This is a genomic window from Heliomicrobium gestii (genome assembly GCF_009877435.1).
Classification (GTDB): domain Bacteria; phylum Bacillota; class Desulfitobacteriia; order Heliobacteriales; family Heliobacteriaceae; genus Heliomicrobium; species Heliomicrobium gestii.
Window position 1 is genome coordinate 185,315 of the sequence record NZ_WXEX01000007.1, and the last position, 22,301, is coordinate 207,615.

Sequence of the window (22,301 nt, forward strand, 5' to 3'; positions counted from 1 at the left end):
ACGCCCTTTGTAGGATGACGACTCTATGGGCGAGCCCATCCTACTCAATTGGCACGGATCTTAGCAGGACAATGCAAAAAAACCTGAGGCCACTCATGTTTTCAATGAAGTGAACCTCAGGTTTTTGCGTTTCTTAGATCCGGCCCTTCCGCGCTTTAACGTTGCGGATGATGGCCTTTTCGGAGCGGTCTGAGAACTCCGTCGCCGCTACGGCGGTGATATTCTCCGGATCCTGGGCGGCCACATGGCGCACCGTCTGGGTTGAGTCGGGAACGGATTTTTCCGGGGTCATTGGGCACTCCCTCCTCCTGCTTCAATCGACGTTCTGTTTCACGGCAACGAGCCTAGTATGTCCAGGAAAGGGCTTCGCGCGAAAAGACAGCCCGAATCACAGAGGAGATGAATCGCAGATCGCAGCCAGTGGAGCGTGCGGCCTTTCCTTGAAAGAGAAGGCGCTCATTCGAAAATCCGCAGCAGCGGGAACGTCTCCCTTAAAAGGCCGGGACGACGGCTCCTTTGTACTTCTCATCGATGAATTTCTTCACCTCGGCGCTGGTGAGCGCCTTGACCAGCTTCTGGATGGCTTCGTTGTTCTCGTTGCCGTTTTTGACGACGACGATGTTCACGTAGGGGGAGTCCTTGCCTTCCATCGTAAGGGCGTCTTTCAAGGGATTGAGACCGGCGCCAAGGGCAAAGTTGGTGTTGATGACGGCGATATCGGCGTCATCGAGAACCTTGGGCAGCATGGCCGCTTCCAATTCGGTGATTTTCAGGCCTTTGGGATTCTCTTTGATGTCTTTCGTCGTCGCCTTCACGCCAGCGTTGGGATCGAGTTTGATCAGGCCGGCCGACTGGAGGAGCAACAGGGCGCGACCGCCATTGGTCGGATCGTTGGGAATGGCCACTTTGGCCTTTTCTTTCAGGTCGGCAAGGGACTTCACCTTCTGGGAGTAAACGCCCATGGGCGCCACGTCGACGCCAGCGACCGACTTCAGGTCGAGCTTATGTTCGGCGGCGAAGGTATCCAGGTAGGGCTTATGCTGAAAAAAGTTGGCGTCCAGTTCGCCGTCGGCGAGGGCCAGGTTGGGCTGCACATAGTCGTTGAACTCGACGATCTTCAGTTCGATGCCATCCTTGGCCAGGAGGTCCTTGGCGATCTTGGCGATCTCGGCATGGGGCACCGGGGAGACGCCGAAGCGGATCGTTTTCGTCTGGGTCGTTTGGGCCGCCTGCTGTCCACCGTTGCCAGCGGTCGTATCCTTGGCGCTGCACCCGACTGCGCCGAGGGCGGCTACGGAAAGCACCAGGAGGCCGCCCAGGAGAGGGGTGATTTTTTTCTGAAGCAATTGATTGAACATGTTCTGTCGACTCCTTCGCGTTTTTCGTTGTTGTTTTTGTAGTTTTTGTTGTTTTCGCTAAGCCCACGATTTATATCAAGCGCTACACCAGCCCGCGACGTTTGCGGATCCGCGCGGTGAGCCAGTCGCCAAGGCTCTGAAAGACCTGCACCATGGCGACGAGGACCACGACGGTCACCCAGGTCACATCACTGTTGTTGCGCATGTAGCCTTCTCGGATCGCCAGATCGCCCAAACCACCTCCTCCCACTGCCCCGGCCATCGCCGAGTAACCGATCAGGGTGACAAAGGTGATGATGACCCCGAGCAGTAGGCCAGGCAACGCTTCTGGCAGCAGCACTTTTTGAATGATCTGTCTCGGCGTCGCTCCCATGGCGCGAGCCGCCTCGATGATGCCCTTGTCGATCTCCTTGAGAGAGGCTTCGATGACACGGGCCACAAAGGGGACAGCGGCGACGGTGAGAGGGACGATGGCGGCCTGGGTGCCGATGCGGCTGCCCACGAGCAGTTTGGTCAGGGGCAGGATGGCCACCAGCAGGATGATGAAAGGAATAGACCGGAAGATGTTGACGGTGATGGCCAGGACCGTGTTGACCCAGCGATTGGGCAGCACGCCCGACCTTTCCGTCACGACCAGAAGGATGCCCAAGGGGATGCCCAGGAGGGTGGAAAGGCCTGTCGCGGCGATGACCATGTAGAAGGTCTCCCAGGTCGCCTGCAGGTACGTCTCAGTCACGGTCGATCACCTCCACCTTCACATCGCGGGAGCAGATATAGGCCAGCGCTTCTTCCACCTTGACCGCCTCGCCCGTCAACTCCAGCAACAGCGTGCCGAAGGGCGTCTCGCGAACCGTGTCAATGTTCCCGAAGAGGATGTTCGCGTCGACGCCAAAGCGGCGGATGACCGAGGCGATGAGGGGTTCTTCTGTTGCGCCGCCGACAAAGGTGATCCGGATGAGGCGGCCGCCGCTGCTGCGGTGAAAAGCGCCGGCATCGAGAAGATGGCGCAGCTTGTCCCCTTCCAGGGCGCCCCGGACAAATTCCTTGACGACGGGCGAACGGGGGTTGGTGAAGACCTCGCGCACCGGACCGGCCTCGATGATCCTGCCGCCCTCAATGAAGGCCACCTCGTCGCAGATCTCTTGAATGACCTGCATCTCATGGGTGATCAGGACGACGGTGAGGTTGAAGCGGCCGTTGATATCGGCGATGAGACGCAGGATGGACTGAGTCGTCTGGGGGTCGAGGGCCGAGGTCGCCTCGTCACAGAGCAGGATCTTCGGTTGGTTGGCCAGCGCCCGGGCGATGCCGACGCGCTGTTTCTGGCCGCCGCTCAGGTGGGCCACATAAGTGTCTTCCTTGTCTTCCAGTCCGACCAGGGGCAGCAGTTCCTTCACCCGCGCCTGGATCTGCTCTCTCGGCATGCCGGCAATCTCCAGAGGAAAGGCGATGTTCTCCCCGACGGTGCGGGAGGTGAGGAGGTTGAAGTGCTGAAAGATCATGCCGATTTGTTGGCGGAGCGCCCGCAGGCGGGCTTCATCAAAATGGGTGATGTCCTCGCCGTCGATGACGACGCGGCCCTCACTCGGCCGTTCCAGCATGTTGATCGTGCGGATCAGGGTGCTTTTCCCGGCCCCGCTCGGACCGATGATGCCGTAGATCTTTCCCTCAGGGATGGTGAGGTTGATCCCGTCGAGAGCCGTGAAGGGGCCGCCAGCGGTGGGGAAAACTTTTTTCAGGTCGCTGATTTCAATCATGGCTGTCTCCTCGTCTTCGTGATGGGCAAGTCAGATGAAACATAAAAAAACCTCTTCGATAAGAAGAGGTTTTCGCACAGGCCTATTCCCCCTTCTTATCTCCCGGAATGTCTCCCATCCCGCAGGAATTGGCACCGTGTTATTCAACCGGTTGCCGGGCGTCATCGGGCCAGTCCCTCAGCCATCTCTTGATAAGAAGTCATTATTTCGTTGTTACGCCTTGAGTATAACAAGCACAATGTGTGCCTGTCAACGGTTTTTTATCGTGTTCCCCCCCAGTCCATGGGGATTCGATCAGGCCACCGATCGAATCGGTTAGACGTCGACTCGAAACTGTTTCGCTTTTTCTTGCAGCGATTGTGACGACTGTCCGAGACGATCACAGCGTTCCGCCATCTCCTCTGCCGCAGCCGCTTGCTCCTCTGTGGAACCGGCCAGTTGTTGGGAGAGGGTTGAAAATTCGCTCGCAATCCCCTCGATCACGCCAATCGAGGTATTCATCGCATCGACGGAGCGCGAGATCATCTCAGTGGCGTCCTGCATCTGGCGAACGCTGTTCTCTGTGCGCCGCGTCGAACCCATGACCTGCTCCAATGCTTCCGCCCCGTAACGGATCAATCCCACCTGTTCCCCGATGGCGGTCACATTGGCGTTCATCATCCCCACCATTCCAGCCATCTCTTGCTGCACCTGGGAAACGAGACTCGTGATTTGGGAGGCCGCCTTGGCCGATTCCTCGGCGAGCTTTCGCACCTCATCAGCGACGATATGAAACCCTCGCCCGTGCTCACCTGCCCTCGCCGCCTCGATGGCCGCATTCAGGGCCAGCAGGTTGGTCTGTTCGGCAATCCCCGTAATCGATGTGATATTCTGGCCGATCTCTTCGGAAAGCCCGTGAAGCCGTCGAATAGCCGACGTGCTGGCATCGACAGATTGGCTGATCCGCTGGAGGTGTTGGGACGCCTCTTGGATCCGGTCATAACACTGCGTCGCCGCTACCGTCGACTCGTGAGCATCCTGCACCAAAAGACGTGATGCTGCCGTCCCCTCTGAGACATGGCCTTCGCTGGTTTTCACATGATCACGAAAACGGGTGATCTCTGTCGCTTGCTTCCCTGCGCCATCGGCCAGTTCACCGACCGCTTCCGCCAGTTGGGTGGCCGCTCTATCCACCAGGTTTGCTGATTCGGTCAGGTGTTGGGCCGATTCGTCGAGTTCTTTCGACTCTGTTAGCACCTGACTGACAATGCTGCGTAAATTGGCCGTCATTGTCGCAAATGCATGGGCCAACTGACCGAATTCGTCGTCTGATAGCGCCTCACTTTTCGTCATTGACAAATCGCCCTGGGCCACCTGCTCCGCCTGATCACGGAGAAGCCGCAGGGGCCGGGCCACGCGGCGCTCGATGAGCCGATTCATCAGGAGCGCAAACAAGGCCACCGCCAACAGAAAAATCGACAAGCTCGTCCAAAGCAACCGCTGCGCCGGCGCCGCCACCTCCGCCACCGGAATGGCAGCGACCAGCTTCATCCCCGTTTCGCCAATCGGCGCATAGACGGCATACTGGGCCATACCGTTCATGGTGACATGGGCCAGTCCGGCTTCCTTCGCTTCCACCACCTGTTTTCCGAATTGTTGGAGCTCTGTATCCCTTTCATCGACGATTTTTTCATTGAGATTCTTCTGTTCATCGGGATGAGCGAGATAAAAACCCTGCCGAGTCACCACAAAGGCGCGGCCTGCTTGACCGATCCGGATTTTACCTACTGCCTCGTGCAGTTCCTTCAAGCCGATGTCTACGGTGGAAACACCGATCTTCCTGGCGCCCCTATGGATAGGGTGACTGACGGTGAGCATGGGGATCTTGGTGACAATATCGACATAGGGCTCGCTCCAGACGGCTCCACCGGGGCTGTTGATGCCATTCTTATACCAGTCATACTGAAAATAATCATACTCGGGGGTGCTGTACTCCCAGGTTTGTTTGAACTCGGCGCCATCCTTATAGATGTACGGACCAAAATACTTGCCCTTCTCGGGGTAAACGCCCGGTTCGAGCCAGAAACCGGCGCCCACGCTCAGCGGCAGGCTGGTCAGGTGGGCACGGGTCATTGTCAACAATTCTTCGCTATGTTGCGGACCGATGACACCCACGTCGTTGGCGATTGTCTGACTTATGGCGCCGGTGACCAAAAGCTGAGACTCCAACCGCGCCGCCTCCATCTCCGCCTGTAGCCGCAATCGCGAAAGCGTCGATTCGTCTACATTCGTTTTGGTGAACAGAAAGCCAACGACCGTTTGCACCGCAAAAATAACCACGGTCAGCAACAAGGTGAATCCCACCAACAACGACTTGATGCTTTTCATCGCAGCCCGCCCTTTCCTCAATCTTTTGCCCATCCACACTTCTCCGATGACGACGAAGTCCACCATCAGCCAACATGAACAGCCCCACTCACCCGTGGCAATAGACTCACACTATATATGTGAATGATATAATAAGTACGACAAACGGCAACGTTTTCCCTTTTTACCGTTCTTCCATTGTGGACGTATCGACATATCCGAGCAACCCCTGCCGATACTCCTCTTTAAAATTCCGTTTAACAAAGAAAAACCGCAATTCCTGTCGAAGCGGCTTCAGAAAGGAATTGCGGTTTGATGTTTCTATGGTTTGGAGATGATCTTACACCCCGCCGAGCATCTCCAGGTAGGCCTGCACCCGTGTGCGGATCTGCTGGCTGTCGCCCTCGGAGTAATCGGTCTCAATGTGCAGCACCGGCATCTCCCGCTGTTCCCGAATGTAGTCGCGGAGCAGGCGGGCTTCCACGTTGTAGGTATGGCAGCCCTGCCAGGTGATGTCTACAATGCCGTCGGCCTTGTACTCGTCGATGAGACGGACGAGCAGTTCCAGGCGATCCCGATTGGGACTCATGCAGGAACAGGGGGTGGCCAAATACTTCTCGCCGATGGCTTCCAGCGGCGGCTTCGTCTCGTCGACGGTGACAAGGAACTGCTTCATGCCGGCGCAGTTCTCCAGGAAGACGACAGCGGCGCCCGACTCTTCGATGATGCGAATGACCTTCTCGGTGCCCACGCCGGTGGGGACGCCGGTGACGATGATGCGCTTGGCCCCCTTGGCGGCGGCGCCAACGCCCTGGGCGATCCGCTCATCCAGTTCTGCCATCAGTTCCTCCACCCGTTCGGCGAAGGCGGCGCGATCGAAGGAGAAGTTTCGAGACCAGAGCACCTTCAGCAGATCCTGGCCGGACATGGGCGCCGGGTCATGCTTGAGGTAGCCGGCAAGACGCTGCATGAGGCGGCGCTCGGCATTCAGTTCCCCGATGGCGGTGGTCAAAGCTTCATCGGTGATGGTGACTTGGAAGAATTCCTCGATGGCGCCTTTGGCCCGCTTCATCTCAGCCATCCAGTAAGCGCGGTCAGCCTCGCTTTTGCTTCCCGCCGGCAGGCTCATCACATGCATGGGCTTGAACTGGCCCATCAGTTCAAACATCTTCTTCTTCCCGTCACAGGTCGTCTCGCCCATGACCAGATCGGAATGGAGGAAAAAGGGGCACTTGTCGGTGATGGCAAAGCCGTAAGAGGACTTGATCAGGGGACAAAAGTTGCGGGGCAGCACCTTTTCGCCGTCGGCGATGGGCTCTTCCTTCGTGGCGCAGAGGGCCACCGGAACGGCCCCAGCCGCCATGGCCAATTCCTGGGGCGCAAAGACGCAGTAGTGGCCCATCACCTTTTTGCCTTTTTTCTTTTCTTCCACGATGGAACCGGCCGCCTTGGGAATGGCCACATCAAAAAAGGACATGGCGTAGGGGCGTTCTTCAGCGATAACCGTCATCTGAACCTTTCTCCTTTTCACATGGTATTTTCATGTTTATCGCGCATCGATCTGCGCCTTCCCTGCGCACTTTTTCGCAGCGTTCTGCGCCTTTCTTCCCTTCGCTTTTTTCAGCCCGCCGCCTTTTCCCGGGCAATCAAGACGGCCCCGATGGCGCCCGCAAAAGGAGACTGCTCGTTCACCTCAACAGGGCAGCCCAGTTCCTTTTCCAGCGCTGCGCCAACGCCGGCGTTGCGGGCCACGCCGCCTGTAAACAGGACCGGCCCCGACGCTCCGAGGCGGGCCACCATGGCGGCAACCCGACGAGCCACCGATTGATGCAGACCGGCAATGATCGCCCGCCGGTCTACGCCCTGGTTGAGCAGGCCGATCACCTCCGACTCAGCGAAGACGGTGCACATGGCATTGATCGGATGGGGGTGAATCCCGGCCATCGGCAGCCCCTCACCGGGGACGAGCGCGCCCATTTCGGCCACTTCCATCCCCAGCGCGTGGGCCATAACGGCCAAAAAACGGCCTGTGCCGGCAGCGCATTTGTCATTCATGACAAAATCAAGGACGCGACCGGTAGCGCCTACCAAGATCCCCTTGGCGTCTTGCCCGCCGATATCGATGACCAACTGCGCGCCGGGACGAAGGTGCACCGCTCCCCGGGCATGGCAGGCGATTTCCGTGACTGCTGAATCGAGAAAAGGGAGATTGACGCGCCCATACCCGGTGCCACAGATATGGGCCACATCCTCCCTCTTTCGTCCCCAGGCTGCCAAGGCCTCCTGAAGCAACTCCCGAGCCGTCTCGCCGGGGCTCCATCCGGAAGGCCGCTGCCAAACACTGCGGCGATTCCCATCGTCCAGGACTAACTTCACCGCCGTCGAACCGGCATCGATGCCGGCGACGATGGTCGCCCCGTCGGGGGCCTTTTGGTTCGGCGCCGGAGCACAGGCCGGCGTGGCGGCTGCGCCTTTGCTTTCCAAACCCTCTAACCCACCTTTGCGCGCTGGAATCGAACGGTCTGTTCCGCGCGAGAAATGTAAATGCATGTTTCAGGAACCCACCATTCATGAGATGGTTATCACGGGCTCGTTCCCTGCCATCGAAACATATTCGGCTTTCGATAGTGACTTTCCTTTGTATGAAAGTGACAAGGGCACGCTTCTAAAGGTGAAACGCGACGAATAGACATGACAACGGGCTTGGTCCCTAATATTTTCCTAAAAAAGTCTTGCCCATCTGCAAGGCTTTTTTTATGGAGGTCGATTCGCCTTGAACCTGAACATGCGTCGCGCCGTCCTCTGTGCCGCCATGGCTACCTGCGCCCTCATCCTGCACGGAGTCGACTCAATTTCCCTGCCAGGAACGGAAGCCGATGTTCCCGCAGGCGCCGTCACCCAGACGCAACTGCCCCCGCCGATGCCGCCATCAGAGAAAACGCCGAAGGCGGGCGCCATCACCTTCCTCGTCGGGAAGGAGAGCTTCACCTTTTCCCCCGGCGCCGGCGCCGATTACCTGTCACCAGGAGCTTGGTCGTACCTCCCTACCCTGGATCCGGAAACGGCGAGGCAGGCAGCCCTCCTCTTTGCGAACGCGCTGCCCGACCACCTCCGGCTTCGGGAAGGCGGCCTTGAGGTGATCGCGTCAGCCCTTCTGGCCGGGGAAAGGGCCACTGTGCCTGTTCCCTCCTGGGTCGTCGCCTCCGAGATCCTACTCCCGCTCACCCATGTGAGCCAAAACGGAGGCCGCAACGCGTCGACCGCGCTGGATCATCTTGACGGCTATGTGCTTCAGGCGAATGAAACCTTCTCCTTCAACGACGCGGTCGGCCCCCGGACGGCGGACCGCGGGTTTATCACCGGCATGTCGCTGGTGGAGAATCGCTTTATCCAGGAACAGGGCGGGGGCATCTGTTTCGCCTCGACCATCATCCACCAGGCGGCGTCGCGAACCGATGTGGCGATCGTGGAACAGAACCACCACTCCCGTCCCGTCGCTTACGTCCCGCCCGGCGGAGACGCCACCGTCTACTATGGAGAACTGGACTACCGTTTTCGCAATGGCAGCTCCATGATGGCCTTTGAAAAGCTGCAGCGGCCCAACGGGCTCGGCGTCCGCCTGTGGAGGGCTATGTATTGACACAACAAAAAAGCCTCTCCTTGCAGCAGACGTACATAGACAAGCTCAAGGCATACTCCATGAATTTGGGATAATATGGTTTTGGGACTTGCCGCCTATCAGGAAATCATTTACATTTTTATTAGAATAACCGATAAGGAGTGTTGGGAAATGGCCGTCCTATTGATGCTAAGCGGCGCAATCCTGATGGTGGCTGGCTTTTATGGCTTGCGTAAGAGTCAAGAGCAACCGGGTCAAGCCAGTCTCCCGTCTCTGACAGATCAGGAACGCCGGGAGCGGTTGCGGCCCTGCCTTACCAGTGATGGGCGACAACCTTGAACGAGACAAACCGCCCTCAGCAGATCGATTCAGCGATCCGCCAAGGGCGGCTTTGATTTTCCTACTCTTTTTACGGGCTAATGCTGCTGCAACCTTATTCTACCTCAATGGTACGCTGTGGGAATCACAAACTGTTGATTCTGCTGCAGATCCGCTATCGGTTCCATCACATGGCCCGAGGCCTCGGTTGCGGGGCGAAGTTTCGGAATCGACGGGTAAATGGTGAGGAACCCGGCGCCAGTGCGCGGATCGATGCCGAGCGCGTCGATATCAGCGGTGGTGCACTTGAGCATCTCCCATGCCGCCTGTTCGGTCATGCGCTTGCCCAACCGCCCCTTCCCCCGCTGGAGCAAGATGGCGGCAAAACCGCTCGCATGAGGAGAAGCCATCGAGGTTCCACTCAGAACCATGTACCGGCCGCCGGGAGCGCAGGAAAGAATGTCGACACCGGGCGCGCTGACATCAACCTGATCGTTTTCGTTGGAAAAGAAGGCGTCGGTGATGGATCCGTCATCTTCGATTTTGACGGCGCCAACGCCGACCACCTCGGGGTAATAACCGGGGTAAATCTTCGCCCCTGGACCCATCTCGTCCCGTTCGTTGCCAACGGCGCAGATGACCAGCACCTGCTTGTTGACGGCATAGCGGACAGCTTCATGCAAAATGTCGGGGTTCGGAAGATCCTCTTTTTGAAAACCCATGCTCAGATTGACGATCTCGCAACCGTCGTCAGCAGCGTCGCGCAGCGCCTGAGCGCAGGCCTCCACGGCGCCTCCGCCGTGCTGGTTCAACACCCGGTAATCGCGAAGCTTCGCTCCTGGGGCGACGCCCTTTAACTGTTTATTGGCGGCGATGGTGCCAGCCACATGGGTTCCATGATAATGAAACTTATCCGGGCTCAAGCCATCGCGCACATAGTCGCGGCTGCCGATCACCTTGCCGGCCAGTTCGGGATGGCTCTGATCGATCCCCGTGTCAATGACGCCGACGACCACATCGCGGCCATCGAGGCCGGCCTCCCAGAGCGATGGCGCCCCCATCAAGGCCATACCCAGGCCAAGGCGCTTTTTCGGATCCAACGCTGCCAGTGTGTTGACAACTTCGACCGGCAACAGGGCCGTCTTCATTTTCGACTCCATGGCTCATCCTCCCTTCTTACCTATAAGGGTGGCTAACAAGGGAGGATATCATTCTCAACACTACAGTCATGACCCTATTCGGATGAAATCGAACCCGCAACAAATGCCTGGGTTGAATTGAAAAAAAGTGTCATTTCCATTATCGTGATAAGGAGAAAGCGACAAAGGAGATGGATCTATGTCGACTATCCAGGCAGGTGTCCTCGACATCCTCGGCGTCCCGGGCATGGAACACACCTATGCCATTATTGATGACAACATCAATTTTCACGACTACTGGACCGTCAGCACCAAAGCGAAGGATTTTCCCAAGCCGCTTTATACGCCAGAACAGGTGGAACTGGGCGCTTCCCTGCCCTGTAACCTCTACATCGCCCGGGGGCTGGCCGAGTTCGGCGTCCCCTCTCGCCTCGACCGCACTGATTACAACCACGGTCCCCTGAGCGGCGGCTACATGGATCTGGGTGACTGCGCCGGGATCATTTACGCCTATATGGGCGTATGCCACCAGATGTGCAACGTGATCCTCTGCTCCGCCGGTGACGGCGACATCGCTCACTCCCCGGTCAACTGGCCCAACAAGCTCAACGACAGCCGGTGGGTCTTCGGCTTCCGGGGAACGGTTCACCCCTATGATTACCAGTCCGGCGCCCAGACCTTTGAAAGGTATCTATCCAGCATGTATCAAGATTTGCTGGCCTTTTCCCAGATGGACAACCCGCCCACGAGCGACCAGATGCCGGGGCATTTTGACGAGCTCTATGCGGCGCTGCACAAAGACATCCGGTCACACCTGGGCGAGCAACCGGTGGCGCAGAACCGCGCCTCCCACCTGCGCCAACTCTTGTCGGCCTGTATGGGGCTGGAAAAAGACATCGAGTCATTCTTCCAGCACATCCTGGAAGGTGATCACGCCTTTACAACGACCAAGCACGAGTTGGACAACCTGCTGTTGCGCGGACAAGTGGCCCCGCAGGAGTACGCCGAAAAGGTCAACATGGCCCACACAGGGCTGCTCGCCCACCTGGCCGATGTCTTCAGTGAAGAAGAGTTTCAACAGGTCTTTGATCGCGCGCCTTCGGATCCCACCAGCCCCCTGATCATGGCTGAATTGATGCCCGAGTCCTATGAAGGCGTAAAGAAAACGCTGGGCCTGTAAGGGGTGGTGGGCGATCGTCTCCTCCGTATTCAATGCCTCCGCATTATGTAGAGGGGTAAGTCGCACCGTCGTCAAGCCCAGCATTCAAATTCGAAAACCGTTGGCGAAGGTTGCAGGCGCCAACGGTTTTCATTTGCAAAAAAGGGGGAGCGCACAACTACCGCTGTTGTCAACATCGGTAGTTGTGCGCTCCCCTATCTCGCTATGTAATGATGAATTATGCGCCTGACGCATGGAACCGATCTAGCGGATCAATCCCAACAACCGCCAATAGGGAACACTGATCAGCACAGAGAGGTAAATCATGACGGCATAGGCGATGGCCACCCATTGACCCTGGCGGTGGCTGAAGGCCTTTTCCTCGGTACAGTAATAGGTCATCAGATAGGTCGGCGACTGATAGGGAAAAAAGAAGGGATCCGTCGTCAACAAGATGACAAAAACCAGGATCCAGGGGTGGATCCCCGCCTGGGACGCCAGCGGGGTGATGGCCAGGATCAACAAAATAACCGCCGGATCGTCGCGGACGACAAGGGTGATCAGAAAGACGACGGTGATGATGACCGCCAAAAAGAGGTAGGGCGACACCATAAAGGGTTGCAGAAAATCGGCGAACAGATCGGCGATCCACTTGACCACACCCAACTGGGAGGCCACCTCGGCAAAGCCGAAGGCGACACCGATGAAGAGCAGGAACAGCCAATCGATGCCGCTCTTCATCGTCGCTTCATCGAGAACCCGCAAGATCACCAAGAGCGCAAAGCCGAGACTCATCACCCAGGCGTTATCGATTTGATGCCACGTCTGCAGGATCATCATGGCGATAGAGCCGAGTGTGACAGCGATGGTGATCTTTTCTTCCCGCGTCAGCGGCCCCAGTGTCTTCAACTGCTGTTCAAGCACATCCGTGGAAAGCACGGTCGCCGGTTTTTCCGGTTTGAATAAATAGACGACAAGACCGAACATTCCTGCGGAAAAGACGAGCAGCGCCGGCAGCGCGTAATAGAGCCACTCCAGCCAAGAGATGGTTTCCTGTTGCACCAACCCAAAGGCCATCATGTTGGAATAGGTGCCTGTCAGAAAGAAAGGGCACAGGTAGCCGTAAAAGACCATGGCCATCAGGGAGAGACCGGCGGAACCGCGGCTCCGATCCGGAAATCCCATCGAATCGGCGATGCTCCGTGAGATCGGGCCGGCCAGGGCCACCTTCGCCGTCGACGACGGAATCAAGGGTGAAAAGAGGATGCCGCTCAGAGCGATGCCCAGCAACTGCCCGCCATAGTGACGGGGGAAGGATTTGATCAGCAGCAGCGAGAGCCGGAACATGAGCCCCGATTTATTGATCGCCGCGCCAAGGGCCAGGATGCAGAGCATATAGATCCACGTCGGCGAGGCAAAGCCCGACAGGGCGACTGCCGGTTTGACCAATCCCGCCAGCACCCAGGCCAGCAACATCAGCAAGGCAACGATAAAGGCCGGAACGATATCGGCCATCCAAAAGACGACCGCCGCCAGGGAGACGCCGAGAAAGCGCATCCCCTCGGCGGACAATCCCGCAAAGGGTTCAGCGGCGTTGAAGTACCCCAGCAACGCCAAGGCGAACAGAACTGTGGCCGCCGTGAAGAGGGTATTTTTTTGAATGAGCTTTTTTGACTGTTCCACCAGACGAGCGCTGTTCGTCACCTGCAGGCTCTGTCGCGTCAGACTGTAGAGCCGGTCGGACAGGGTCGCTTTGACGCGCCTTCCTGTAAGACCTCCCGTTGCACCGCCCTTTGGATCGCCCTCCGCCCTTCCATCTACTGCGAGACCTCTGGCCACGTCCTCGTCTGTCCCGTTGTCGTTCCCATCGCCATTCTGGCGCCAACGGTGGTACCCGGCCAAGTTTAAACACTCCAGCGCCTTATGGCGCATCCCTTGTTCTTCATAGAGATCGGCCGCCAGCGTATAGAGACGTCCCAGTTGTTCCTGAGAAAAATCGCCTGGCTGGTCGATCGCCAGTGCAACTTTGCGCAAGGCCGACTCTGGTTCATCCTGTCGCAACCATTCCAAGTAAGAGCAAAAAAAGGTATAATGGGAAAAAAGCACAAGATCTGGGCAAGCGGCAAAGAGGCGCAACAGTTCCTTTCGCCCTGCCTCGTCCGCAGTCTCTCCGTTGCCGATCCCGTCGACCAACGCCACCGCTTCCGTCCAAAACCCGTTCTCGATACAGGTCTGCGCCGCCAGGCGATGCAGTCCCTTCGCTTGAAAAGCGCCGACCGCGTCGAAAATGAAGGCGTTTCTCACCGCTTCTTCGTTGCGTGATTCGTAGAGACTCTTCAACACCTTTTTTATCGCCGGGTCGATATGTATAACCAACGCGCCAGGCGGTGCGTCGGCTTCATTGGATGCCGATAGGGCATACATATGGTGGCAGTTCGCTTGACTGGCCCACAATTGATCCATATCGTCGGCGCGCCACAGCCAGGCCGGCGCCGGCGTGGGAATGACCGAGGCGGACAACAGCGCCTGGCGGGCGCCCTCGGGCAGTTGCATCAGCTCTTTCTCGATGATCGCCTTTTTCTCCATCCGGCTTTCCTGTAAGGAACGGTTCGTTTGCACCAACCGCTGGGAGAGCAGGCGAACCAGGTAGAGGGCCACCGTGCTGTTTTCTGCCAGCAGTTCATTGAAGGCCTCCTGGTTGATGGCATAGAGAATTGTATCGGTGGCTGCCATCGCCGAGGTGGAGCGGGGATTGCCGCTCAGTAGGGCCATCTCGCCAAAAACTGCGCCTGCTTCCAAAAAGGTAAGCGCCTGCCTCCGTTCGCCGGGAGCGCCGGTGAACAGTTCCACCTTCCCCCGCACGATCATGAACATCTTATCGCCGGCGTCGCCCTGTTCGAAAAGAAGGGTACCCTCAGCCAGTTCCATACGCTCGATTTTTCCGAGCAACCGGGCCTGTTCAATCGTGGTGAGGTCTTTGAACAGTTCGATATCGTTCAGTTGCAATACCGGTATACCTTCTCTCTTTTCACCCGTCTTTTGCGTTGAAGTGGAATTGGAAATGTTTTTACCATTTTACCATTATGGCAAGCAGGGGCAACAGCGCCGATTGACCTTCACTCGAGTTTACTTGTAAGGGGGGACGCTGCCACATGCCGGTGAACAAGGACGGTCAACGAGAAGGGGAACATCCCAGCGAGTACCTTAACGATATGGTCGAATGGGGCAACCAACAGTATAATCCCGGCCGGTACCTCGGCGGAGACCTTCCGCCGCATCTGAAGTACCCCAAGCCCATCATTCGCTGGATCGCGGGCCTCTCTCTACTCTTTATGTTGGGCAGCCTGATCTATCAGCTCATTCCCTTTGCGCCGCCTTTTCCATCCAGACCGCTACAGGAAAGAGCGGCGAATCCCACAGCCATTCACGTGGACATTCTCTCTAAACAAAATCTTGATTCCTGGGACATCGGCGTCGAGCCTCGTCTCACCGATAAGGGATTTGTCATCGACGTCCACCGGGAATATCGGGGGCAGAAGCCCCTTGAGGATGTGATGATTCAGACAGAGAGCACATCTGTCACATCATCGCCGAATCAACCCTATTATAAAGACGCCACACTCGGCATTCCTGTACAGCATGACGGTCAAGAAAACAAATTCATCATCAAATGGACAGAAGAAGGCATGGCAAGGGAAGGAACCTTTGTGATCAAAACGACGTTCCAAAACGAAACCGGTGAGAACAGCTAAATGGGTCGCTTGAGATATCTCGTCAACGCAAATTACTTGAGCGCGCTGTACGGCTTCGCCCTGTTTATGGTGACCCTTTGCCTTCCTTTTCCCCAATCACCACCCCGGCGATGACGACAACTACGGCGCCGCCTTTTTTATCGTAGGCCTGTTGTTGGTCTATCCCCTATACATCCTGCTCGTCACAGGCAGCAGTTTTTTTATTCGAGACGCTACGGTGGTGTCTATCGGCAGTAGAATTGCACGCATCTTCAGCATAAAACGTCGTTAGCCATTTCTCCTAATGGCTGTCCGACTGCCTTAAGGGCTGCCTAATCCATGCGAAAACGCGTTGGCCCAAATAAGAAAAAGCCTTTCCCAAACAGCGATGACGCTGTGGGAAAGGCTTTTTTCGTTTGTCCGCTCATGGGAAGTCTTTCGAGGCGATATGATGCTAGACCTTAAACTTGCCCAGCGCGCCTTGCAGGTCTTCGGCCAGTCTCGCCAAAGCGTGGCTCGACGCCGCGATCTCCTCCATGGAAGCAGACTGCTCCTGTGTCGCCGCCGAGACCGTCTGCGTTTGCTCTGCCGTATCCTTGACAATCCGGTCGATATCGCGCACCGAGGTGACAATATGCTGGCTCCCCTGGGCCAACTGTTCGATGGAAGCGGTGATCTCCTTGATCTGTGCAGACTCTTGGGCGATCAAAGCCACGATCTCTTGGAAGGCTTGTCCCGCCGTGTTGACCACATCGGCGCCGAGGGTCACTTCCCGGGTGCCATCGCGCATGGCGATGACAGCCTTATCGGTGTCCCTCTGGATGAGACCGATCAGATTGGCGATCTGCTGGGTCGCCTCCTGGGATTGCTCGGCCAACTTGCGCACCTCTTCGGCGACGACGGCAAAACCTCTCCCCTGCTCACCGGCGCGAGCTGCTTCAATGGCCGCATTCAGCGCCAGCAGGTTCGTTTGAGCAGCGATCCCGGAGATGGCGTCCACGATCAGGCCGATCTCCTTCGAGCGTTCCCCTAGTTGGGATACCACCTGAGCCGAACTCGCGACAGTGGACTCGATGCTCTTCATCTGACTGACGGCGGCGTTAACGGCTTGATCGCCTTGGGCGGCGGCGTTGGCCGTCTTGTCCGCTACGGTCAAAACGGTGTGGGCGTTGTCGGACACCTGTTGGATGCGTGTCGACATCTCCTCGATGACGGCGACCGTCGTTTCGACGGCCGTCTTTTGCTGTTCCGCCCCTTGCGCGACACCGGTAATCGTCGCCGCCACCTGATTGGTCGCCATGGACGACTGCTCGGCGCTGGCCGTCAACTCTTGGGATGATGCGGCCACCGTCTCCGCCGTGCCGGCCACATGGGTGATGAGCCTGCGGAGATTTTGCACACCCTGATACAAGCTCGCCAGCAACTGCCCCATTTCATCCTGTGACTGAACGACGACATCCTGCGTCAAGTCCCCCTTGGCGATCGCCTTCGCCACATCCATGCCCTGACCGATCGACCGGAGGATCGGCCGGGTGATGTAAATGGCGAGACCGACGCCGCAGAGCAATCCCATCGCCAAAACGATCAACAACAGTCTTTTTAGGGCATGTTCCTTTTCGGCGATACTTTGGTTTGCCGTGAGAAAGACCTGTGTTCGAATGTCTAGATATTTTTGCACTTCCGCAATCAGCGCCGCATTGTCCGGCGCCGCTTGATTGGCCATGTAGGCAACGGCGACCGCTTGGCCTTGCCTGTCAAACAACTCCACCATCTTGGAGGGGTGGGGCGCAAACTTTTGGGCCGCCGCGTTTACCGGCGCCAATTCATTTTTGTTCTCAGCGGTATGATTCAAATAGGTTAAGGCGTCGTCCGCCTCCTGCTGGGCCTTGCTCAGTTCGTCTTTAAATTTGGGATTTCCCGTCGCCAGATAGCCTCGTATTCCCGCCGCCTGGCGCGCCACATTCAAGGCCAGTTTTTGGGCATTGTCTTTCATCTGGATGCGATATTCGATCAGGTACTGCGTTTCCGCTTCTATCTTCGATAGCTGTACGAAAACAACAGCAACGATGACGGCCATGAGCGCAATCATAACGCCGAAACCGCCGTATATTTTGGTGCGAATGTTCATTTCTTCATCCCTTTCTGTATCGTTTGTCTGCGTTTTTTTCCCTGGAATCCATTAAGTCGTACTGCCCCTCACGCTTACCTTTATTCGGCGAAGGTTGAGAAACGGCTCGTCTTGTCGTGGACGTGAATAAGCATAGTTTATCACAAATAAATGTTCTACGAAAATTGTCCCTCTCTTTTTATGCCTTCCCCGGCAAGACTTTTGTGTCTCCGCTGCATATGTTGATGCGGGGGTGCTCTGATGGCCTATGTATGGGGAGTCGATTCGGCCTCACCGGTGAATCCCGAACTGTTGCGCTGCGTGATCGCTCGTTTCGGGAAGCCACTCTTTTGGGGGCGCTATCTGTCTACAGTTCCGCGGATCGCTTCCGGATTGACAAGAGCGGAACTCGCATTCCTGCGCCGCCAAAATATCAAGGTGCTGCCCATCTATAACGCCTTTCGCTATGCGATCGGATACGACAATGGAAAAAGAGTCGCTCGAGAGGCCCTTCGCAATGCCTGGCGACTGGGAATCGCCAAAGGAACCGTCCTCGTTGCCAATATCGAACACTTTTTCAAGATCGATGACCGGTGGATCCGCGGTTGGGTGGATACGATCCGCCTAGCCGGATACCGCCCGGCGATCTATCACGACCCTGTCCGGGGAGAGTTCAGCAGGGCCTACTGCCGCGCGGTAAAAAAAGACGCCCGGGTACAGCGTGAGACCGCCTTGTGGAGCGCCCAACCAGAAATCACGACGACGGGATCGCGCAATGCGCCGGCCTTTGCCCCCTATCGCCCTCGCTGCGGCGGGAATGTCTGGGCCTGGCAATATGGGCGCGATTCAAGGGTGTGCCCCATCGACACGAACCTCATGGACACGCGATTATATCGTCAACTTTTTTGACGGTTTTCTGCTTCAGACACATGGAAAAATCCCCACCTGGATGCGGTGGGGATTGGCTGATCGGCTTACTCGTTTCCTTTGTTCACAATATCGGTCAGACTCGCAGACAGTTGGGCCAATTGTTGCGACGCCGTGCTGATCTCTTCCATGCTGGCCATCTGCTCCTGTGTCGATGCCGAGATGGTTTGGGTGGACTGGGAGGATTCCTCTGTCACCACAGCGACCTGATCAATCACCTGCATCACCGTGTCGGCTTTGTCCACCAGCTTTTCCGTGGCTCCGTTTAATTTGCCCACTTCATCGAGAAAGCGCGCGATCGTCCTGGAAATCAGGCTGTAGCCGACGCTGGCCCCATTGGCTTTTTCCACGCCGTCGACAATCTGTTGCGTACCTTCGTTCATATTCTTTGTCATCTGATCCACGAGTGATTGCACGGTTCGGATGCGAAGGTTGATCTGCTGCGCCGCCTGATCCGTCTCCTCAGCGAGTTTTTTCACCTCGCTGGCGACGACGCCAAAACCCCGTCCAGCCTCGCCGGCCCGAGCCGCTTCAATGGCGGCGTTCAATGCCAACAGGTTCGTTTGCCCGGCAATGGCTGTAATCATATCGACGATTGTGCCGATTTCCCCTGAACTGTTTTCCAGCGCTTTGATCTGATCTGTATTTTGTTGATTATTTTTCGCGATTTGCTGCATGCGCGCAAGCGTGTCCTGGATCCGATGGTTGCCCTCCTGGGTCAGCGTCCGGGTTTCTTGGACGAACTCGGTGAGTCGATCCCGTTCCGATACGACGGTGTGGCTGATCTCGATCATCTCGGCGGCGAGTCGCTTGGCCGCATTCACATCCCGCGCCTGTTGGGCGGCTCCGTTGGCCAGTTCTTGGATGCTGTGCGATATTTCTGCGGAACTGGCGTTCATGTTTTGGAAAGCTGCCGCCAGTTGCTGAGACAATCCTTTCACTTCGCCCGACTGTTTCTGCACGTTTTCAATTAACGTTTTCAATTAACTTTTTCATGTCAATGATGCTGACATTGTTTTTGATGGCGGCTTGCAAGTCACCAATTTCATCATGGGTATGGAGGGAAGCGTCTCGCAGTATGTCCAGATTCCCGTCCGCCAGCGCCTTCGACAACTTGGAGAGCCGCACAATCGGCCGATAGGTGAGTTGGGTCAACGCGAAAACGACGGCTAGATTGACGAACAGGACGATGCCGATCTGGAGGGCCAATTTTTGCTGCATCCTATTAAGCCCCCTAATAGTATTTGAGATTAGACCCTCCAATGGGCTACAATGAGAACACATGGAGGGGACGCGAAAATGAGACGAAATCGATATCCGAAAGAACTGAAAGAGCAACTGATCCAGGAAGCCATGGAAGTGGGGAATGCAACACAGGTGGCCCGCCGACATGGGATCGATCCGAAACGACTGTATTGCTGGATTCGAGAGTCGCAACATAAGAGCTTCCAAGAAGCCCCCGCGACGGCAAAGCATATTGCTCCATATGTGCCATCCGCACAAGAATTCAAACAAATGGAATCAGAAAACATGGCACTGAAAAAGCTACTTGGCGAAAAGACATTAGAAATTCAAATATTGCAAGATGTAATAAAAAAGAAGAACCCGGGCTATCGGAAAAACTAGAAGTTGCCGATGAGTGGATAGTCCGGGAAGAAACCAGCACCGCCTTTGTCTTGCGTGTCATCGGCATTCACGAAGCCACCTACTACGCACGGCGCCAGCGTCTTCAGAGAGAACCCAAAGAGCGCACCTACAACGGCGGACGGCCGCAACCGGGGTATTCATGGACACAAGATGGAAGGCGAATCAGCGATGAACAAATCAAGGAATACCTGATGGAACTCATTGCTGGCGAAGAGAACATCTACGGATATCGAAAGCTGGGGCTCTGCCTCCATAAACAGCATCAGTTGGTCATCAATCACAAGAAAACCTACCGGCTATGCAAAGAGTTGGACATCCTATCGCCACAACGGAAGATCAAGTCTCAGCACCCGCGTCGGCTGGCGCGCAACCGAACCATTACCGCCTCCAACGAACTCTGGGAGATGGACATCAAATACGGCTACATCGCCGGTGAAGATCGATTCTTCTATCTCATGTCGCTCATCGATGTCTATGATCGCTCGATTGTAGACTACCATATTGGATTAAATTGCGAAGGTGTTGACGCAGCAAAGACACTGAAACGGGCGTTGTGGAAACGAAACTGCTTTGAAAAAGAAATGAAGCCAATTGTGCGAACCGACAATGGACCGCAGTTTATCAGCCGTGTGTTTGAGGAAACGTGCGTACAATACCAAGTCGAACACGAACGGATTCCCCCGAAGACGCCGAACAAAAACGCCCATATTGAATCGTTTCATGCCAACCTGGAACGCATCAAGCATGCCTTTGACTCCTACCAAGACGCCCACCAAGTGGTTGGAGAATACATTGACTTTTACAACCAGAGGCGAATCCATGGCAGCCTCTACGATTTGTCTCCTGTGGAGTTTTGTCGACAGCTGGCAGACGGAAACGTACCGGCCTTTGTTGTCACATTGTAGTGTGGGTAGCGCACCGTAGACCCGGCAGGCCAAAGCGCAAAGCCCGACGTCGACCGCCTAATTGACGTACCCTATACAGGCCGACGTCTGTCAAGGGACGCCGAAGGCGTGGCGATAGCCCTTGCCCTTGATAGACGTTGGTCTGTATAGGACTCTGCAAGAGGCGGTGACGGCGGTCTCGAAAAACAGCAGAGTATCTATAATTTTATGAAACTCTACGAAAAACTGCGAATAAGGGGTCTAGACTCTAGAATTAGGGGTTTGAACCGCATCGCCTGGTAGGCAGACGTAATATCGCGCAGCACGAAGACGGCCCCGACTTTGCGATGGCCGGCGTCATAAAGGGGAAAGGCCCCTTTGGAAAATTGGACATCCCCCTTCTTCACATCACCGAGAAGGATTCCCTCATCGGGCAGGGTATCGATCGTCACTGGCTCGGCAAAGAGGCCTTCATTCTCTGTCGTCTTATCGACCAACACCGTCGTGGGAAGGGCGTCCCAATTGTTGGCCAAATTGTGGTACTCCCGGTTCTTCGCCCATTCCTGTCCATCAAGCATTTCTTTTTTGATGACCATCCCGTAATCGTAGCCGGTTTGCTTTTTCAAGGTGCCTAAAAAGTGATCGATCTCTTCCCCCAATTCGATGTATCCGATCATTCGCCCCTGAAAGGCATAGGGCGCTACCACCCGCAGGGCAAAGGCGGTTTTTCCGAGTTCCAGGCCGGAGGCAACGGTTTTTTTGTCGATCGCTTCCCGGTATGTAATCCGTTTGTTCTCATCGCCGAAGTTGGCCGGCTGGTGCACCCGCAAAAAGATCTTATTCTCCGTTTCTAAGGTATGAAAATACCAATGAGTGATCCGGTAACGGTCTTTCAACTGCTTGTAGAGCGGAGAGGCCATATTATAGAGGTTTTCTCGCTGTCCTTGACTAAACAACTGCCCGAGTTGGGCGTTCTCCATGAGCGCATTCATCGTGGCCGACATCATGTTGACATCACTTTCGACAAGGTGGGCAAAGTTTTCTTTCGCAATCTTGATCTGTTCGAGCCCCGCCAATTTCGCTTCATCTCGGTAGGATTTGAGAATCAACCCGCCGATTGCGGAAGTGCTGACGAGAACCGAAAGAAGTGTAGCGATTATAATTTTCTTTTTTATGGTCAGATGCATGGTGAACGCTCCTTTCGCCGTTCCGTTTGTATTTGTGATCTCTATCACTTATTGAGGCAAGGCGACTCTCTATTCAAGTACTAAGGCGGAGCGCGATATGTATCGTTTTTTAATTTATTTAA

General features: G+C 56.1%; 20 protein-coding genes and 1 riboswitch. Of the genes, 7 read left to right on the forward strand and 13 right to left on the reverse strand.

The genetic code is table 11. The annotated features are described in order from the left end of the window. Window positions 1-133: 133 nt before the first annotated feature. The 7 genes from GTO89_RS10110 to GTO89_RS10140 form a co-directional block, all read right to left on the reverse strand. Window positions 134-292, reverse strand: coding sequence for a hypothetical protein (locus GTO89_RS10110; RefSeq protein ID WP_161261955.1), 159 nt, complete (start codon window positions 290-292; stop codon window positions 134-136). Between the two features lie 199 nt (window positions 293-491). Next, complete coding sequence (locus tag GTO89_RS10115; RefSeq protein WP_161261956.1) at window positions 492-1,358, reverse strand: MetQ/NlpA family ABC transporter substrate-binding protein; 867 nt, start codon at window positions 1,356-1,358, stop codon at window positions 492-494. Between the two features lie 82 nt (window positions 1,359-1,440). Then, complete coding sequence (locus GTO89_RS10120; RefSeq protein WP_161261957.1) at window positions 1,441-2,094, reverse strand: methionine ABC transporter permease; 654 nt, start codon at window positions 2,092-2,094, stop codon at window positions 1,441-1,443. Then, window positions 2,087-3,115 (reverse strand): methionine ABC transporter ATP-binding protein, encoded by a 1,029-nt coding sequence (locus GTO89_RS10125; RefSeq protein ID WP_161261958.1) that lies wholly within the window; start codon window positions 3,113-3,115, stop codon window positions 2,087-2,089. The genes GTO89_RS10120 and GTO89_RS10125 overlap by 8 nt, the downstream gene beginning before the upstream one ends. Window positions 3,116-3,207: 92 nt before the next feature. Continuing rightward, window positions 3,208-3,313: riboswitch (SAM riboswitch) on the reverse strand. A gap of 117 nt (window positions 3,314-3,430) precedes the next feature. Next, complete coding sequence (locus tag GTO89_RS10130) at window positions 3,431-5,482, reverse strand: methyl-accepting chemotaxis protein (RefSeq protein ID WP_161261959.1); 2,052 nt, start codon at window positions 5,480-5,482, stop codon at window positions 3,431-3,433. A 319-nt stretch (window positions 5,483-5,801) separates the two neighbouring features. Then, window positions 5,802-6,971, reverse strand: coding sequence for a double-cubane-cluster-containing anaerobic reductase (locus GTO89_RS10135; protein WP_161261960.1), 1,170 nt, complete (start codon window positions 6,969-6,971; stop codon window positions 5,802-5,804). 110 nt (window positions 6,972-7,081) lie between these two features. Then, the gene (locus GTO89_RS10140; RefSeq protein WP_268894667.1) at window positions 7,082-7,945 is read right to left on the reverse strand and encodes an acyl-CoA dehydratase activase; all 864 of its coding nucleotides are present in this window, start codon (window positions 7,943-7,945) and stop codon (window positions 7,082-7,084) included. A gap of 289 nt (window positions 7,946-8,234) precedes the next feature. Here GTO89_RS10140 and GTO89_RS10145 point away from each other — a divergent pair, with 289 nt between their 5' ends. Together GTO89_RS10145 and GTO89_RS10150 are read left to right on the forward strand one after the other, a co-directional pair. After that, window positions 8,235-9,101 (forward strand): VanW family protein, encoded by an 867-nt coding sequence (locus GTO89_RS10145; protein WP_161261962.1) that lies wholly within the window; start codon window positions 8,235-8,237, stop codon window positions 9,099-9,101. A 150-nt stretch (window positions 9,102-9,251) separates the two neighbouring features. Further along, a complete protein-coding gene (locus GTO89_RS10150; RefSeq protein WP_161261963.1) occupies window positions 9,252-9,419 on the forward strand; it encodes a hypothetical protein in 168 nt (55 codons plus the stop codon). A 104-nt stretch (window positions 9,420-9,523) separates the two neighbouring features. On the opposite strand, the gene GTO89_RS10155 is transcribed toward GTO89_RS10150, so the two are convergent. Then, window positions 9,524-10,558 carry a S8 family peptidase gene (locus tag GTO89_RS10155; RefSeq protein ID WP_161261964.1) on the reverse strand — a complete coding sequence of 345 codons (1,035 nt, stop codon included), beginning with the start codon at window positions 10,556-10,558 and terminating at the stop codon, window positions 9,524-9,526. Between the two features lie 178 nt (window positions 10,559-10,736). Here GTO89_RS10155 and GTO89_RS10160 point away from each other — a divergent pair, with 178 nt between their 5' ends. Beyond that, on the forward strand, window positions 10,737-11,717 hold the full coding sequence (locus tag GTO89_RS10160) for a hypothetical protein (protein ID WP_161261965.1): 981 nt from the start codon (window positions 10,737-10,739) through the stop codon (window positions 11,715-11,717). 243 nt (window positions 11,718-11,960) lie between these two features. Here GTO89_RS10160 and GTO89_RS10165 read toward each other — a convergent pair whose 3' ends face one another. After that, a complete protein-coding gene (locus GTO89_RS10165; RefSeq protein ID WP_161261966.1) occupies window positions 11,961-14,702 on the reverse strand; it encodes an SLC13 family permease in 2,742 nt (913 codons plus the stop codon). Between the two features lie 146 nt (window positions 14,703-14,848). On the opposite strand from GTO89_RS10165, the gene GTO89_RS10170 reads away from it, so the two are divergent. Continuing rightward, on the forward strand, window positions 14,849-15,448 hold the full coding sequence (locus tag GTO89_RS10170) for a hypothetical protein (RefSeq protein WP_161261967.1): 600 nt from the start codon (window positions 14,849-14,851) through the stop codon (window positions 15,446-15,448). A 433-nt stretch (window positions 15,449-15,881) separates the two neighbouring features. On the opposite strand, the gene GTO89_RS10175 is transcribed toward GTO89_RS10170, so the two are convergent. After that, on the reverse strand, window positions 15,882-17,555 hold the full coding sequence (locus GTO89_RS10175) for a methyl-accepting chemotaxis protein (protein ID WP_235920377.1): 1,674 nt from the start codon (window positions 17,553-17,555) through the stop codon (window positions 15,882-15,884). Between the two features lie 240 nt (window positions 17,556-17,795). Here GTO89_RS10175 and GTO89_RS10180 point away from each other — a divergent pair, with 240 nt between their 5' ends. Then, complete coding sequence (locus GTO89_RS10180) at window positions 17,796-18,443, forward strand: glycoside hydrolase domain-containing protein (RefSeq protein ID WP_204758270.1); 648 nt, start codon at window positions 17,796-17,798, stop codon at window positions 18,441-18,443. Between the two features lie 65 nt (window positions 18,444-18,508). Here the strand turns inward: GTO89_RS10180 and GTO89_RS10185 are convergent, their stop codons facing one another. Together GTO89_RS10185 and GTO89_RS10190 are read right to left on the reverse strand one after the other, a co-directional pair. After that, window positions 18,509-19,444, reverse strand: coding sequence for a methyl-accepting chemotaxis protein (locus tag GTO89_RS10185; protein WP_161261968.1), 936 nt, complete (start codon window positions 19,442-19,444; stop codon window positions 18,509-18,511). After that, window positions 19,428-19,682, reverse strand: a complete 255-nt coding sequence (locus tag GTO89_RS10190) for a hypothetical protein (RefSeq protein ID WP_161261969.1) — start codon at window positions 19,680-19,682, stop codon at window positions 19,428-19,430. The genes GTO89_RS10185 and GTO89_RS10190 overlap by 17 nt, the downstream gene beginning before the upstream one ends. A 78-nt stretch (window positions 19,683-19,760) precedes the next feature. Here GTO89_RS10190 and GTO89_RS10195 point away from each other — a divergent pair, with 78 nt between their 5' ends. Both GTO89_RS10195 and GTO89_RS10200 read left to right on the forward strand, forming a co-directional pair. Continuing rightward, window positions 19,761-20,087 (forward strand): transposase, encoded by a 327-nt coding sequence (locus GTO89_RS10195; protein ID WP_161261970.1) that lies wholly within the window; start codon window positions 19,761-19,763, stop codon window positions 20,085-20,087. A gap of 17 nt (window positions 20,088-20,104) precedes the next feature. Beyond that, the gene (locus GTO89_RS10200; RefSeq protein WP_328793897.1) at window positions 20,105-21,013 is read left to right on the forward strand and encodes an IS3 family transposase; all 909 of its coding nucleotides are present in this window, start codon (window positions 20,105-20,107) and stop codon (window positions 21,011-21,013) included. 215 nt (window positions 21,014-21,228) lie between these two features. Here GTO89_RS10200 and GTO89_RS10205 read toward each other — a convergent pair whose 3' ends face one another. Continuing rightward, window positions 21,229-22,179, reverse strand: coding sequence for a cache domain-containing protein (locus GTO89_RS10205; protein ID WP_161261972.1), 951 nt, complete (start codon window positions 22,177-22,179; stop codon window positions 21,229-21,231). Between the last annotated feature and the right edge of the window lie 122 nt (window positions 22,180-22,301).